Source organism: Sphingobium sp. MK2, assembly GCF_040170545.1.
GTDB lineage: Bacteria > Pseudomonadota > Alphaproteobacteria > Sphingomonadales > Sphingomonadaceae > Sphingobium.
Genome location: NZ_JAZDXA010000018.1, coordinates 60,128 through 75,231 on the forward strand (window position 1 = coordinate 60,128; position 15,104 = coordinate 75,231).

The window sequence follows — 15,104 nt, forward strand, 5'->3', positions numbered from 1 at the left end:
CCCCCTCAAACCTACATCTCTTAGCCAGCCTGGGTCGCGCCGGTCAGCGCCTGCGCCGAAGGCTTGTTGGTCGCATCGACGCTGCCGTCAGCCAGCATCTTCTTGGACATTTCGACGGCTTCGGCCTGAAGCGCCGTGTCGCTGCTCGACTGGCTGGCACCGATCAGCGCGGATAGCAGGATATTCTTGCTGACATTGTCGGTGGCATTTTCGGCGACCGACTTGCGGGCCAGCGTCAGCGCTTCGCTATAGAGCGGGGCCGATCCCGCCTTGTCCTGCGCGCCCAGCTTCTGGTTGCCCATCTGGATCAGGATGCCCGCCAGAATGTTGCGGCTGGCCGCGTCGGTTGGCTTGGCTTCCACCACCTTGCGCCAATAGGGGAGCGATTCACCATAGAGGGCGATCGTCTTGTCCAACTGACCCATCGCGCCATAGGCAGCGGCATTGGCATAGAGGGCGTTGGCGAGGAAATTGACATTGTCCATCTTGGACGGGTCGGATTCGACCGCCGTTTTGATGGCGGGGATGGCCGCTTCATATTTGGCGACGGCCGTGGCGTTGTCGCCGCTCTGCTGCGCGCTCTGCCCGGCGGTGAAATCGGTAACGGCCGTGTTGAACGCCGCAATCTGTTCCGGCGTCATTTCAGTGGCGGCGGGAGCGGCCTCTGCAGCCGCAGCGGAATCAGCCGACGTCGTGGCGGCTGGAGCGGCGGGCGCTTCCTGCGCGAAGGCAGAGGCGGTCATCGCTGTCGAAAGGGTCAGAAAGGCGATCAGTGCGGACTTTGGCAACGTCAGGGTCTCCTTGTTCGTCATCTGGAAATATTGGTCGGGCATCATTGCTGCCCCGCAACATCTTTAATGAACGAAGGAATGATCGAGTTCCCACCCCGCCAAACTCAGCTCATCGCGCAAAAGGCTCCAGCCATGGAAAATTCGCTTTGGCGCCGTCCGCTGTGGGCTTTGGCTTCGGCATCCTCGCCCCATTGTTCGGCCTGCCAGGCCTCGTCTATCTCGGCTGCCTGCCATATTGCTTCAGCACTATGGCTATTTTCCGTGACCGCAAGACCACAGACCAGCGATCCGCTAAGCGCCACCAATGTGGACAGACCCGCCAGCCTGAACGGATCATGCCTTGCAACCGCTGCGTGCAACCGGGCGAGCGACGCTTCGGGCTGGGCGACTGGCAGGATGCCCTGCGTCACCACAAATGCCACATCATAGCGGGCGCGCGCCCAGTCGAGCAGCGGGTCCCAGGCAGCAGCCTGTCGCGCGACCAGCGTTTCGGGCGCGTGGGCGCGATAGCAGAGCAGGTCGCTCTCCCCATAGCGCGCAATCCCGGCAGCAAATTGCGCGCGATTGGGCACGATATGGTCGATCGCCGCATTGGCAAGGCCGGTGAAGGGCATGGACGCCGGATCGACCGTCTCCCCCTGCGCGCGCCATTCCTCGGCAACTGCTTGCGCCAGCGCCAATGTGGGCAGCGTCAGCAATGCGCGGGCAGGGGTGCGGACCGGGCGGTCGTCAAGGCGGATGGCATGGCCATCGCCCTCGGCCACGATCGTCACATCCTTGTAGAAGCGTTTCATGATCCGGTCCGCTTGAACAGGGCCAGCATCAGGCGCGGCACCACCACAAACTGGAACAGGCCGACGACGACCATGATCGCGCCGAATGCCTTGGCCTTGTCCCCCTGAACCCAGGAAAAACGCTGCATGATGGCGAGGAAGCCGATCATCACGACGAACGCGCCCGACAGGCGGAACAGGCCGATGGCGAAGTGACGCTGACGCGCAATCTTTTCGCGGTCGACGGGCGGAATCGGGGGCATATCGGTCATGGCGCGCCGATATGGCCGCGCAAAGCCGCGCTGTCCATCGCCACGGCTTGCGCGCCCGATGCGAGCAGTTCGGCTGGCGGGTGATAGCCCCAGGCGACGCCGATGCTGCGCACGCCCGCGGCTACGCCCATGTCGATGTCGAAACTGGTGTCACCGATCATGACCGTCGTGTCGGGCGCGGCTCCGGCTTCGGCCATAGCGGTCAGCAGCATGGACGGATGTGGCTTGGACGGGTGGCGGTCGGCGGTCTGGAGTGTGACGAAACGGTCGATCAGGCCATGATGGGTGAGGCACAGCGCCAGCCCGCGATCGGATTTCCCGGTCGCGACACCCAGCAGCCAGCCCGCCACATCCAGTTCCACCACCAGATCGGCAATGCCGGGATAGAGCGGTTCGCACACGCCCTCTTCCCGACGCATCGCCTGGAACGCCAGCTTGTAGCGGTCGGAGAGATGATCGTGGAAATCCGCTTCCGCGTCCGGCAACAGCCGTGCGATGGCGAGCGGCAGCGACAGGCCGACGACCGAGAGGATGGCGGGCCGGTCGGGCGGGGCCAGCTTGGCTTCCTCGAACGTGCGGGTCATGGCGGTGCAGATGCTATGCTGGCTATCGACCAGCGTGCCGTCGCAATCGAAGACGACAAGCGGATTGCTCATGCCAATGTCCCCCGCATCAGCGACGCCAGCGCGCCTCCGCCCACCGCGTCGAGCGCGTCGGCGACTCCGATGCGCGCCGCTTCGGGCTTGTCCTGCCCCAGCTTGGCGGTGCCGTGCATAGCCTCGACCTGCATCGCAAAGCCGACCAGCCCGGTCATCGTCCTGTCGAACAGGCCATCGCTCATCTTGTCGCGCGTCCATAATGGCTTGGGTGCCAGCCGCCGCTCCTGCTCGTGGCTCAGCGCGTCGATCTGCGCGATGGTTTCGGCCTTATCCAACCGCGTCATCGGCCCGCGCAATTCGGCCGCGACATAGTTCCAGGTCGGCACCTTGTCGGGCAAGCCATACCAGTCGGGGCTGATATAGGCCTGATCCCCGGTGACGACGATCAGCGCGTCCTGCCCGTCCAGATGCGGCACGATCGGGTTGGCGCGATGAAGGTGCAGGCCGATCCGCCGCTCGTCCAGCCAGATGAGCGGCAAATGGACGACATGCATCCGGTCGGGCGCGGCGACGCAGAGCAGGCCGAAGCCCGTCTGCGTCACGAAATCACGGATCGCGGCCTCATCAGTCCAGCGATAGGGCGCGCCCGGCGTCATTCGTCGCGAGAACCTCCGCGCGACCGGCGTTCGCCCTTGCGGTCCTTGCGGACCTGCTTGGCATGCTGGCGCGCGAACTTCTTTTCATCCTCGCGGGTCGGGGTCCGGTCGATCTCATCGTCGAGCAGCATGTCGCCAAGGCCGAGGTCGAAGCCCATGTCGGCAAGGCTCGCGGCGAAATGCGTCGGCGGCTCGGCCATCACGTCGACCCGGCCGCCATCGGGATGATCGACGCGGATGCGGCGAGCGTGAAGATGCATCTTGCGGCTGATCGATCCGGTCAGGAAACTATCCTTGCCGCCATATTTGCCGTCGCCCACGATCGGATGGCCGATCGCCGCCAGATGCACGCGCAACTGATGGGTGCGGCCGGTATAGGGTTGCAGCTCGACCCAGCAGGCGCGGTTGCCCGCGCGCTCGATGATGCGATAGCGGGTGCGGGCGGGCAGACCTTCTTCCTCATCGACATGCATCTTCTCACCGCCGGTGCCCGGCTGCTTGGCGAGCGGCAGTTCGATCATCCCGTCGGAGATGGACGGCACGCCGATCACCAGCGCCCAATAGACTTTGCGCGCGGTGCGGCTGGAAAAGGCCTTGGCGAAATGCGCGGCGGCGCGGCTGGTGCGGGCGATCAGCAGCGCGCCCGACGTATCCTTGTCCAGCCGATGGACCAGCTTGGGACGCGATTCGGAATCGAACATCAGGCCATCGAGCAGCTTGTCGACATGCTCGTCGGTCCTTGTGCCGCCCTGCGTCGAAAGGCCCGGCGGCTTGTTGATGACGATCGCCTGCGCGTCGCGATGGATCACCATCTCCTGCACGAAAGCGATCTCATCCTCGGTCAGGTCGATGACGCGCTCGCGCTTGGGACGTTCGGCGGCGGGTGCCTTGGCTTCGGCGGGCGGCACGCGGATCATCTGCCCTTCGGCAACGCGGTCGCCCGGCGCGGCGCGCGCACCGTCGATGCGCAACTGACCCGTGCGCGACCAGCGCGACACGATGTTGAAGCCGACATCGGGCAAATGCCGCTGGAACCAGCGGTCGAGGCGGATGCCGTCATCGTCGGGCTGCACCCGATATTGCCGCACGTCGAGCGAGACGCCCTTGGCTACGCTGGGTTTTGCAGGCGTGGATGGTACGACGGCGACTTTCGCCACCGCCGCTTTGGCGGCGGGCTTGCCCGCTGGCTTTGCGCCCGATTTGAAAGGCGCTTTGAAGGCGGGCTTGCCGCCTTCGCCCTTGCGTGCGGTCGCGGCCTTGGCCCCCCCACGGGCGCGACCGGGCGCACCCGATGGCTTGGAAAAGGATCTCGCACCGCCGCCGGGCTTGCCATCAGCGGCCTTGCCGAACCCTGACTTGCTCCCAGCGGGTTTGCCGCCAGTGGATTTGCCGGGCGCGGCAGGCTTGCGACCGCGCGGGGCGTCGCTCTTGGGTGGGGGACGGCCCTTCATGCTACGACACTCCGCATCACGGTAAGGCCAAGCGCCAACGCCACGACCGCGCCAATGACCGATGCCAGCGCATAGCCCAAGGCGACGATCATCTGGCCGCGTTCGAACATCAGCAGCGTTTCTAGGCTGAAGGCGGAAAAGGTGGTGAAGCCGCCAAGCAGGCCGACGCCGAGCAGCAGCCGGATCGGTTCGCCCGCCACCGCGCTGCCGCGCGCCAGCCATCCGGCGAGCAGCCCCATGGCGAAGCCGCCGATCAGATTGGCGGCAAACGTGCCCCAGGGCCAGGTCGCGCCAGGCGTCAAATGCCCGGCGAAGCGCCCAAGCTGGTAGCGCAGCGCCGCGCCAACCGCGCCGCCGCCCATTACAAGAAAGATATTGGTCATGACTATCGCCCTATAGCGAATCCGCCAAAGGGGAAAGGTCGATGGTGAAACAGTCTTCCTGCGCCATAAGCGCAAGGAGTGGACGCCGGTTACTTCCCGTTGTCGGCGATGATGTCCACGCCCGTCTTGCCGCCGGGCGCATCGGTGAAGAGGATGAAATAGGCGCTGCCATCGGCCTTGCGCGTGCCGCCCAGCACATGATCGCCGCCCAATATCTTATGCTCGCCATCGTAACCGGCGCGGCGAGCCACGGTATAATAATAGTCCATCACCCCCTGGCGCGGGGCGGGGGTAACGAAGCTGGCCGCGCGCAGGGTGCAGCCGTCGGTCTCCGCGCCGGCCGCTTCGGTGAGCTGCGCGCCGGGATAAAGAGCGAACGGATCGGGCAGGCGCTGCGCCCATTCCATGCCATAGGCGAGCTTCTTCGAGCAATTGGCCGTGCCGCCGCGCCGCGTCGCCTGTTCGTGCGCGACCGCGCCCAGCGTGACCCTGGAGGCCATGGCCTCGCCCTCGGTGGGGGCGGGGGCGGAAAGCAGCTTGCCGCCCGCCTGCTTGACGGCTTGCGTCTGGGCCGCACCGGCATCGCCCGACAGGACGGGCACCGCGCCATTGGCGGGCTGGTCGGCGGGGCGCACGGCGTTGCGGTTAGATTGGCCCACCAGTTGCGGATCGACCACGATCGGGTCGGCCAGCGCGCCCTTGAGCGCCGGGTCGACCGCATTGTTGGTGAGCTGCGCGTCGAGCGCCGCGAGATTGGCGTCCTTGTCGCCCTTGCCGCAGGCGGCCAGGCCAACCATAAGCGTGAGCAGGGAAACAGACCGGAAAAACGCCATTCTTCACTCCTTCGTAAACAAGCTATGAAGAACGGAGGTTAATTTTTCGTTAGGACTTTTGGTGAATCCCGAAAAATTCCCCTATCGCAGGGCCAGTTTCTGCGCATTGGCCCTATCGACTGACTTGTTCGCGCGCGGCGAAAGGATCATCTGACCATCATGCTCAACATATTGTCCGGCTTTATCGGCCTTGTCACCCTTATCATGATGATCCCGGCGGTCTTTCCGTTTCTGGGCGCGCTCAACTGGATCTTCGTGCCCATGGCGCTGTTCGGGGCATTTATCGGCATGTTCTCCTCGAAAAATGGCGGCCGCAATTTCTGCCTGATCGTCGCGGCCTTCGGTGCGTTGCGGCTGTTCATGGGCGGGGGGCTTATCTGACCGACGCGGACGCCAGTACACGCCGGGGATTGCTCGCGGCGCTGGGCGCTTATGGGCTTTGGGGGCTGCTGCCGATCTTCTTCCGGCTGCTGCACCATGTCGATCCGGTGGAAATCGTTACCCAGCGCATCCTCTGGTCGCTGCTGCTGATCCTGACGCTGCTGGCGCTGCGCAACGGTATCGGCCCGATGATCGCCGTGCTGCGCGATCGTCGCCTGCTGCTGGCGCTGGCTGGGTCAGCGGTGATGATCGCGATCAACTGGCTGGTCTATGTCTGGGCGGTCAATGACGGCCATGTCCTGGCGACCAGCCTTGGCTATTTCCTCAACCCGCTGGTCAATGTGGCGCTGGGCGTATTGGTGCTCAAGGAACGCTTGCGGCGCGGGCAGATGCTGGCGATCGGCTTTGCGGCGGTGGGTGTCGCCATATTGGCGGCGTCAGCGATTACGACGCTGTGGATCAGCCTGACGCTGGCTTTCAGCTTCGCCTTCTATGGCCTCATCCGCAAGATGACGCCAGTAGCCCCGATGACGGGGTTGGGGGTCGAGACGCTCCTGCTCGCGCCGCTGGCGGTCGCCTATCTGCTCTGGGAAGCGAGCCGTGGCCCCATCGGCTTCGGACAGGATGTCTCGACCACCGCCTTGCTCATCGTCGCAGGCGCGGTGACCACCGTGCCGCTGGTGCTGTTCGCCACGGCCGCGCGCAGCCTGCCGATGGCGACGCTGGGCGTGATGCAGTATCTCGCGCCGACGCTGCAATTTGTCTGCGGCGTGGTCCTGTTCGGCGAGACGTTGAGCCGAGGGCAGATGCTGAGCTTCGGCCTGATCTGGGTCGGTCTCATCCTGTTCGCGACGGACAGCGTGAAGGCTGCCCGCCGCAATCGGGTCGCGACGGTTTAGGAAAACTCCGTCGCTTCGAACCGCACGGGTTCGCCCACCGCAGCATTGGCCAGCGCATCTTCCCACATCACGCGATGGCCACGGATGATGGTGCCGACCGCCTTGCCGGTCAGGTCCATCCCCTCGAACGGCGACCAGTCGCAGCGCGAGGCAAGCCAGTCCTTGCCCACGGTCCAGCGCTTCTTGAGGTCCACCACGGTAAAGTCGGCATCATAGCCGATCGCGATCCGGCCCTTGCCGACCAGTCCGAACACCCGCTGCGGCCCCGACGAGGTCAGTTCGATGAAGCGGCGCAGCGTCAATCGTCCCTCCGCCACATGGTTGAGGAGCAGCGGCACGAGCGTCTGCACGCCGGGCATGCCGCTGGGGCTGGCGGGATAGGTCTTGGCCTTTTCCTCGATCGTGTGCGGCGCATGGTCGCTGCCCAGCACGTCGGGCACGCCCTGACCCAGCCACTGCCACAGCCCGTCGCGATGCGCGGCGCTGCGGATCGGCGGGTTCATCTGCGCATAGCTGCCAAGGCGCGGATAGGCATCCTCCCCCGCCAGCGTCAGATGCTGCGGCGTCACTTCGCAGGTGGCGATATCTTTGTTCTGGCCGATATATTCCAGTTCCGCAGGCGTCGTGATGTGCAGGATGTGGATGCGCCGCCGCGCCGCGCGGGCGAGCGCGATGATCCGCTTGGTCGCGATCATCGCGCTTTCATCGTCGCGCCAGACCGGATGCGACGATGGATCGCCCTCCACCCGATACTCCTTCCGCGCGTTCATCCGCGCTTCGTCCTCGGCATGGATGGCGACGCGGCGGGTGCCGCTGGCCAGGACGCGCGACAGGGCATCATCGTCATCAACCAGCAGGCTGCCGGTCGAGGCGCCCATGAAGATCTTGACGCCTGCCGTGCCGGGGATGCGTTCCAGTTCGCGCAACTGTTCGGCATTGTCCGCCGTCGCGCCGACGTAGAAGGCATGGTCGCACCACATGCGATGCCGGGCGCGGACCAGCTTGTCATGGACGCGCGCGGCGGTGTCGGTGTTTGGATTGGTGTTGGGCATTTCGAACACGGCGGTCACCCCGCCCAGCACCGCCGCGCGGCTGCCTGATTCCAGGTCTTCCTTATGTTCCAGGCCCGGCTCGCGGAAATGCACCTGGCTGTCGATGCAGCCGGGCAGCACGTCCAGCCCGCTACAGTCGATCACCTCGCCCGCATCACCCAGGCCGGAACCGATCGCGACGATCTTTCCCCCGCGCACGCCCACGTCCGTCTGCTCCGCGCCACCCGGTGTATGGACGGTGCCGTTCTTGAGGATCAGGTCGAAAGTCTGGGTCATGGCGTGGTTCCGCTTGTCAAAACCCGCTCGGCCCGAACGGGTTGGTTATTCAGCGCGACTGTCCTACCTAAAGCCGATGACCGGCACCACCCTCACCGACCGCGCGCTCCTCAGAATTTCGGGCGAGGACGCCAAGCCCTTCCTGCAAGGGCTGCTGACCCGCGACGTGCTGACGCTCAAGCCGGGGGAGGCGCGCTGGACCGGGCTGCTGACGCCGCAGGGCAAGGCGCTGTTCGACTTCCTGCTGTGGGGAGACGGCGAGGATGTGCTGATCGATTGCGAAGCGAGCCAGGTCGATGCGCTGGCCAAGCGTCTCACCCTCTATCGCCTGCGCCGCAAGGTGGTGATCGCGCGGGAGGACGCGCTGGCGGTGCATTGGGCACTCGATGCTCATGGCAAGCCGCTCGACCCGCGCCTGTCCGCGCTCGGCCATCGCTGGATCGCGCCAACGGGGGAGGGAGACGCTTCCGCCGCCTTCCGCGCGCATCGGCTGGCGCTTGGCGTGTTCGAAGGGGTGGGGGAACTGGGGCAGGACCAGACGCTCTGGCTCGAAACCAATGCCGGGGAGCTGCATGGCGTCGATTATGACAAGGGCTGCTATGTCGGTCAGGAAAATACCGCGCGGATGCATTATCGCGCCAAGGTGAACCGGCGGCTGGTCGCGGTGCCGCTGGCGCAGGCCGAGGAGAAGCGCCAGCGGGCCGCCTTGCCCGACCTTGGCCTGTCGATCGATTTGCGGCGGGTGGAGGATCTGGACCCCGCGCGGCTGCCGGACTGGCTGGCCCAGGCGATCGCGGCACAGGTGGCGGAATGAGCTACCGGCCCCTGTGGCGGACGCTTCTTGTTGCGGTGCTTGCCCTCATCGTCACGCCAGCCATGGCCGACACGTCCTGGACACTGGTCAAAACCTACCCGCATGACAGGACGGCCTTTACCCAGGGTCTCTTCTTCCACGACGGCGCACTGTATGAAAGCACAGGGCTGGAGGGCCGGTCGGACATTCGCAAGGTCGCGCTCAAGACCGGGAAAATCCTCCAGCGCCGCGTGATCGAACCGCCCTATTTCGGTGAGGGCATGGTCAACTGGAACGACCGGATCGTCAGCCTGACCTGGCGGCACCGGCGCGGTTTCGTCTGGCGGCTCGACGATTTCGCGCCGATCGCCGACTTCCGCTATGAAGGCGAAGGCTGGGGCCTGACTCAGGACGGTAAGAGCCTGATCATGAGCGATGGCACCGCGCAACTGCGCTTCCTCGACCCCGACACGCTGACTGAACAGCGCCGCATCACCGTGAGCTGGAACGGCCGGGCGGTCGATCGGCTCAACGAGCTGGAATATGTGCGGGGCGAGATATGGGCCAATATCTGGTATGAAACGAAGATTGCCCGGATCGACCCCAGCAATGGCGCCGTGATCGACTGGGTCGACATATCCGCGCTGCGCAAGGCGGCGGGGGTGACGGACAGCGAAGCGGTGGCAAACGGCATCGCCTGGGACAGTAAAAGGGACCGGCTGTTCGTGACCGGCAAGAACTGGCCCAAACTCTTCGAGATAAAGGTCGCCCGCGCGGCCGAATAGGCCAGCCATGCGGTTGACAGGAAGCGGCCGAATCGCTAGTGGCGACCGATCCCGACACGCAGGTGACCGGCAGTGCTTTGCGCACTGACCGTCTTTTTTGCGTCTCGGAGGATAGTATGGATCGCGCGTTTCCGCTAGGAAAACCGGCCTTTGACGCTTTGAGATGGGGTGACGCCAATCGCCCCGTGGAGCAGGAGATTTAAGTACCATGGCACGTATTGCGGGTGTTAACATCCCGACCAACAAGCGCGTAATCATCGCGCTCACCTACATTCACGGCATTGGTCGCAAGACCGCCGTTGATATCGCCACCAAGCTCGGCATCGACCAGAGCCGTCGTATTCAGGATCTTTCGGACGCCGAAGTGCTCCAGATCCGTGAAACCATCGACGCCGACCTGACGGTCGAGGGCGATCTGCGTCGCAACACCGCGATGAACATCAAGCGCCTGATGGATCTGGCCTGCTATCGCGGCCTGCGTCATCGTAAGGGTCTGCCGGTTCGTGGCCAGCGCACGCACACCAATGCGCGCACCCGCAAGGGCAAGGCAAAGGCGATTGCCGGTAAGAAGAAGTAATCGTTGAGGGTCTCAAGCCTTTTGGCCTGACCCTCCGACGACTTCTCCTTTTAAACGATTTCAGTAGGATAGAGCAAAATGGCACGCGAACCCCAGCGCATTAAGCGCCGTGAGCGCAAGAATATCTCGGCCGGCGTCGCGCACGTCAACGCGAGCTTCAACAACACCATGGTGACCATCACCGACGCCCAGGGCAATGCGATCTCCTGGTCCTCGGCCGGCATGATGGGGTTCAAGGGCAGTCGCAAGTCGACCCCCTATGCCGCCCAGGTGTGCGCCGAAGATGCGGGCCGCAAGGCCGCCGAACATGGCGTCCGTACCCTGGAAGTCGAAGTCAAGGGACCCGGTTCGGGTCGTGAATCGGCTCTGCGCGCGCTGCAGGCCGTCGGCTTCCACATCACCTCCATTCGCGACGTGACGCCGATCCCGCACAACGGCGTGCGTCCGTCCAAGCGCCGCCGCGTCTAACCACGGCTGAGCGATATGGCGGGCGGCGGACGCGCCGCCCGTTACCCGTCTGCATCGGCCGCAACGTCCTGTCGGGTCCAGGATCATAAGCGTTTCGGCCACATCCCCAGGGGAATTACATGACTGTCAACATGAAGAACTGGCAGGAATTGAAGAAGCCCAACGCGCTGGAAATCAAGCCAACCAGCGACGGCAAGCGTAAGGCGACCTTCGTCGCCGAGCCACTAGAGCGCGGTTTCGGCCTGACGCTTGGCAACGCACTACGTCGGGTTCTTCTTTCCTCGCTCCAGGGCGCGGCGGTCACCTCGATCAAGATCGAGAACGTCCTGCACGAATTTTCGTCGCTCGCTGGCGTACGTGAGGACGTGACCGATATCGTCCTCAACATCAAGCAGGTTGCGCTGCGGATGGAAGGCGACGGGCCGAAGCGCCTGCAGCTTTCCGCCACCGGCCCGGCCGTGGTCAAGGCAGGCGACATCAGCGTCGTCGGCGATATCGAGGTGATGAACCCCGATCTGGTCATCTGCCATCTCGACCAGGGTGCGACGCTCAACATGGAACTGACGGCTGACATCGGCAAGGGCTATGTCCCCGCCGTCGCCAACCGTCCGGCCGATGCGCCGATCGGCCTCATCCCGATCGACGCGCTTTATTCGCCCGTCCGTCAGGTCGCCTACAAGGTGGACAACACCCGCGTCGGCCAGGAACTGGACTATGACAAGCTGTCGCTGACCGTCGAAACCGACGGCACGGTGACGCCGGAGGATGCCGTGGCCTATGCCGCCCGCATCCTGCAGGACCAGCTTCAGTTGTTCGTTCACTTCGAAGACGCGCTGCCCACCGCAGCACCGTCGCAGGGCGGCCATGCCGTCGCATCGACCTCGGACAGCGAAAGCGACACCAACCAGATCAACCGCTATCTTCTCAAGAAGGTGGACGAACTGGAATTGTCGGTTCGCTCGGCCAACTGCCTCAAGAACGACAACATCATCTATATCGGCGATCTGGTCCAGAAGACCGAAGCCGAGATGCTGCGCACCCCCAATTTCGGCCGCAAGTCGCTGAACGAAATCAAGGAAGTGCTGTCGTCCATGGGCCTGCGCCTGGGTATGGACATTCCCGGCTGGCCGCCGGAAAATATCGAGGAAATGGCCAAGAAGCTCGAACAAGAGCTGCTGGGCTGAGGAAAACTCCTCCCCGGCACGGGGAGGGGGACCAGCCAAAGGCTGGTGGAGGGGGCAGGCCGCAGGCGCTTCGCTTTGGGAACGCCCCCTCCGTCAGCCCTTCGGGCTGCCACCTCCCCGTACCGGGGAGGAAGGGGTATCGGCGGTGGCCCTTATCACCGCCTGGTCTGGGGTACCTCGAACGGCCCCTTAACGAACGAAGGAAGAGATTATGCGTCATAAAATGGGCCAGCGTAAGCTGCAGCGCTCCACCGGCCATCGTAACGCGCTGCTGCGCAACCTGGCCGCCTCGCTCATCAAGCATGAGCAGATCATGACCGGCACGGTGAAGGCAAAGGCCCTGCGTCCCTATGTCGAAAAGCTGATCACGCTGGCGAAAAAGGGTGGCCTGTCCAACCGTCGCCTCGCCCACGCCCGCCTTCAGGACGATGCGCAGCTCATCAAACTGTTCGAAACGCTGGCCGAGCGCTACAAGGATCGCAATGGCGGCTATACCCGCGTGATCAAGGCCGGTTTCCGCGCGTCGGACGCCGCGCCGATGGCGATCATCGAACTGGTGGATCGTGATGTCAGCGCCAAGGGTCAGGATTCCGGCCCGGTGCAGAGTGAAGATGAAGACGAGCTGGAAGCAGCCTGATCCTTCAGGTCCGATCGTCAGCATGGCCTGACAGTCGACGCTTTATGCTCTATCAACAGGCCGCGGCTCCCAAAGGAGTTGCGGCCTGTTGGCGTTGAAAAAGACTGTGAGAGGATGTGCGCGTGTTTCGCCTGACCCTGCTGCCGCTGCTGCTGCTGGCGGCGACGCCTGCGCTGGCCGAACCAAATGCCGCCGTCATCGATGCGGGCGCGCAGGATAATGGCCTGCGCTATCCAGCAGCGCGGCGGCTCGATCTGGTCGAGGATCATTTCGGCGTGAAGGTCGCCGACCCCTATCGCTGGCTCGAAAACGACCTGCGCGCCGACCCAGCCGTGCGCGATTGGGTGCGCGAAGAAAATGCCCTGACCCGCCGCTATATCGACGCACTGCCGGGCCGTAACGCGCTCAAGGCCAGGATGCAGGCGCTCTTCTCGCACGGCCGCTACTCCGTGCCACGCAAAGCGGGGGGACGCTATTTCTACGGCTATAATAAGGGGTTACAGAACCATACCCCCTTATATGTCCGCGACGGGCTGGCGGGCGCTCAACGTCTGCTGGTCGATCCCAATATCTGGGCCGGGGATGGAACAAGCGCGCTTGCGGAATGGGCACCATCGCCCGATGGCCGTTACCTCGCTTATGCAATGCAGGAGGCGGGCAGCGACTGGCGGACCCTGCGCGTGCTGGAGGTCGATAGCGGGCGGACACTCGAAGAAACCATCGAATGGGTCAAATTTTCGCAGATCGCCTGGGATGCGAGTGGGCAGGGATTTTTCTACTCGCGCTATCCTGCCCCGGCGGAGGGCGAGACATTTCGCTCGGCCAATGAAGGGCAGCAGCTTTTCTATCATCGGATCGGCACGGATCAGGCGCAGGACCAACTCATCTATGGCACGCCTGACCGACCCAAGCTCAGCCATCAGGCGCAGGTGACGAGTGATGGGCGCTGGTTGGTCATCAACAGTTTTGAAGGCATCGACACGCGCCGCGAAATCCATGTGGCGACGCTCGATGGCGGTCCGGTCAAGCCGCGTTTGCTGGTAAGGGGGCCGACGCATGACTGGCGACTGATCGGCAGCCGGGGCACGACGCTCTATTTCATCACCAACAAATCGGCCGCACGATCGCGACTGGTGACGCTGGACGCTGTGCGGCCGCGCCGTGGGGCCAAGTTGGTGGTGGCGGAGCGGGCGGAGATGCTGGCGGGTGGTTCGCTGGTCGGCAATCGGCTGGTTCTGGCTTATGTCAGCGAGGCGGACATGGTTGCCGAACTGGTCGAGCTGGATGGGCGCAAGGTAGCCGATGTCCCGTTGCCGGGCATGGGCACCGCTGCGGGCTTTGGTGGGCGCGATGGCGACCCGGAGACATTCTTCAGCTTTTCAGGATTTGTGACGCCGCCCAGCATCTATCGTTTCGACACTGAGACGATGGAGAGCAGCGTGTTCGCGCAGCCCGACCTGCCCTTCAATCCCGATGATTTCGGCATAGAACAACGACTCTACCCGTCCAAGGATGGCACGCCGATCCCGATCACCATCATCCGCAAAAAGGCATTGGCCGACCGGGCGATTGCTGCGCCGACCATACTATACGGTTATGGCGGCTTCAATATCAGCCTGACGCCCGGCTACTCGGCACCGCGCCTCGCCTGGCTGGAGCAGGGCGGGGTCTATGCGGTCGCCAATCTGCGCGGTGGCGGGGAGTTCGGCAAAGCGTGGCATGAGGCCGGGCGCGGCGCGAACAAGCAGAATGTGTTCGATGATTTCATCGCGGCGGGCGAGTGGCTCAAGAGCAATGGTTATACGCCCAAGGACGGTCTGGCGATCGAGGGACGTTCCAATGGCGGACTGCTGGTCGGTGCCGTGGTGAATCAGCGGCCCGACCTGTTTGCCGCTGCCCTGCCCGCCGTGGGGGTGATGGACATGCTGCGCTTCGACCGCTTCACCGCCGGGCGCTATTGGGTGGATGACTATGGCTCACCTGGTGAAGCCAAGGATTTTCCCCTGCTCTACGGCTATTCGCCCTATCACAATATATCCGACGGCAGGGATTATCCCGCCATATTGGTCACGACCGCCGATACCGACGACCGGGTCGTGCCCGCCCACAGCTTCAAATATGCAGCCGCGCTTCAGGCTGCTCAGGCCGGTGACCGGCCCCGGTTATTGCGGGTCGAGAATCGCGCTGGCCATGGGGCGGGAAAACCCATTGATAAGCTCATCGACGAATATGCCGACAGTTATAGCTTTCTTGCGCACTTCACGGGACTGGCAATCCAGCAAAAGCCCAAATAG

At 64.1% G+C, this 15,104-nt stretch carries 18 protein-coding genes; 9 read left to right on the forward strand and 9 right to left on the reverse strand.

Translation table 11 applies throughout. From position 1 onward, the window contains the following. Window positions 1-20: 20 nt before the first annotated feature. The 8 genes from V2I08_RS10465 to V2I08_RS10500 form a co-directional block, all read right to left on the reverse strand. Complete coding sequence (locus V2I08_RS10465) at window positions 21-812, reverse strand: hypothetical protein (RefSeq protein WP_349635043.1); 792 nt, start codon at window positions 810-812, stop codon at window positions 21-23. A gap of 83 nt (window positions 813-895) precedes the next feature. Continuing rightward, a complete protein-coding gene (locus tag V2I08_RS10470; protein ID WP_349635044.1) occupies window positions 896-1,585 on the reverse strand; it encodes an ATP12 family protein in 690 nt (229 codons plus the stop codon). Then, window positions 1,582-1,836, reverse strand: a complete 255-nt coding sequence (locus tag V2I08_RS10475; RefSeq protein WP_349635045.1) for a hypothetical protein — start codon at window positions 1,834-1,836, stop codon at window positions 1,582-1,584. The genes V2I08_RS10470 and V2I08_RS10475 overlap by 4 nt, the downstream gene beginning before the upstream one ends. Continuing rightward, on the reverse strand, window positions 1,833-2,492 hold the full coding sequence (locus V2I08_RS10480; protein ID WP_349635046.1) for an HAD-IA family hydrolase: 660 nt from the start codon (window positions 2,490-2,492) through the stop codon (window positions 1,833-1,835). Before V2I08_RS10480 ends, V2I08_RS10475 begins: the two co-directional genes overlap by 4 nt. Continuing rightward, a complete protein-coding gene (locus V2I08_RS10485) occupies window positions 2,489-3,091 on the reverse strand; it encodes an FMN-binding negative transcriptional regulator (RefSeq protein ID WP_349635047.1) in 603 nt (200 codons plus the stop codon). The genes V2I08_RS10480 and V2I08_RS10485 overlap by 4 nt, the downstream gene beginning before the upstream one ends. Beyond that, entirely contained in the window at window positions 3,088-4,542 is a 1,455-nt protein-coding gene (locus tag V2I08_RS10490; protein WP_349635048.1) for an RluA family pseudouridine synthase, read from the reverse strand. The genes V2I08_RS10485 and V2I08_RS10490 overlap by 4 nt, the downstream gene beginning before the upstream one ends. Beyond that, window positions 4,539-4,925 (reverse strand): fluoride efflux transporter CrcB, encoded by a 387-nt coding sequence (gene crcB / locus V2I08_RS10495; protein ID WP_069065402.1) that lies wholly within the window; start codon window positions 4,923-4,925, stop codon window positions 4,539-4,541. Before crcB ends, V2I08_RS10490 begins: the two co-directional genes overlap by 4 nt. 89 nt (window positions 4,926-5,014) lie before the next feature. After that, a complete protein-coding gene (locus V2I08_RS10500; protein WP_349635049.1) occupies window positions 5,015-5,758 on the reverse strand; it encodes a hypothetical protein in 744 nt (247 codons plus the stop codon). A gap of 159 nt (window positions 5,759-5,917) precedes the next feature. Between V2I08_RS10500 and V2I08_RS10505 the strand changes: the two genes are divergently transcribed. Next, window positions 5,918-6,139: a hypothetical protein gene (locus V2I08_RS10505; protein WP_043150086.1), complete on the forward strand. Its 222-nt coding sequence runs from the start codon at window positions 5,918-5,920 to the stop codon at window positions 6,137-6,139. A 29-nt stretch (window positions 6,140-6,168) separates the two neighbouring features. Then, the gene (gene rarD, locus V2I08_RS10510) at window positions 6,169-7,038 is read left to right on the forward strand and encodes an EamA family transporter RarD (protein ID WP_349635050.1); all 870 of its coding nucleotides are present in this window, start codon (window positions 6,169-6,171) and stop codon (window positions 7,036-7,038) included. Here rarD and V2I08_RS10515 read toward each other — a convergent pair. After that, the gene (locus tag V2I08_RS10515; RefSeq protein ID WP_349635051.1) at window positions 7,035-8,366 is read right to left on the reverse strand and encodes a dihydroorotase; all 1,332 of its coding nucleotides are present in this window, start codon (window positions 8,364-8,366) and stop codon (window positions 7,035-7,037) included. The genes rarD and V2I08_RS10515 overlap by 4 nt on opposite strands. A gap of 76 nt (window positions 8,367-8,442) precedes the next feature. Between V2I08_RS10515 and V2I08_RS10520 the strand changes: the two genes are divergently transcribed. From V2I08_RS10520 to V2I08_RS10550, 7 genes are all read left to right on the forward strand, one after another. Further along, window positions 8,443-9,180, forward strand: coding sequence for a folate-binding protein (locus V2I08_RS10520; RefSeq protein ID WP_349635052.1), 738 nt, complete (start codon window positions 8,443-8,445; stop codon window positions 9,178-9,180). Further along, window positions 9,177-9,944 carry a glutaminyl-peptide cyclotransferase gene (locus V2I08_RS10525; protein ID WP_349635053.1) on the forward strand — a complete coding sequence of 256 codons (768 nt, stop codon included), beginning with the start codon at window positions 9,177-9,179 and terminating at the stop codon, window positions 9,942-9,944. Before V2I08_RS10520 ends, V2I08_RS10525 begins: the two co-directional genes overlap by 4 nt. 208 nt (window positions 9,945-10,152) lie before the next feature. Then, window positions 10,153-10,521 carry a 30S ribosomal protein S13 gene (gene rpsM, locus V2I08_RS10530; protein WP_037477457.1) on the forward strand — a complete coding sequence of 123 codons (369 nt, stop codon included), beginning with the start codon at window positions 10,153-10,155 and terminating at the stop codon, window positions 10,519-10,521. A 78-nt stretch (window positions 10,522-10,599) separates the two neighbouring features. After that, window positions 10,600-10,989, forward strand: a complete 390-nt coding sequence (rpsK, locus tag V2I08_RS10535; protein ID WP_004208752.1) for a 30S ribosomal protein S11 — start codon at window positions 10,600-10,602, stop codon at window positions 10,987-10,989. Between the two features lie 119 nt (window positions 10,990-11,108). After that, window positions 11,109-12,173, forward strand: coding sequence for a DNA-directed RNA polymerase subunit alpha (locus V2I08_RS10540; protein ID WP_349635054.1), 1,065 nt, complete (start codon window positions 11,109-11,111; stop codon window positions 12,171-12,173). Window positions 12,174-12,384: 211 nt separating this feature from the next. Continuing rightward, complete coding sequence (gene rplQ / locus V2I08_RS10545) at window positions 12,385-12,810, forward strand: 50S ribosomal protein L17 (RefSeq protein WP_349635055.1); 426 nt, start codon at window positions 12,385-12,387, stop codon at window positions 12,808-12,810. Between the two features lie 116 nt (window positions 12,811-12,926). Further along, window positions 12,927-15,104, forward strand: coding sequence for a prolyl oligopeptidase family protein (locus V2I08_RS10550; RefSeq protein ID WP_405053639.1), 2,178 nt, complete (start codon window positions 12,927-12,929; stop codon window positions 15,102-15,104).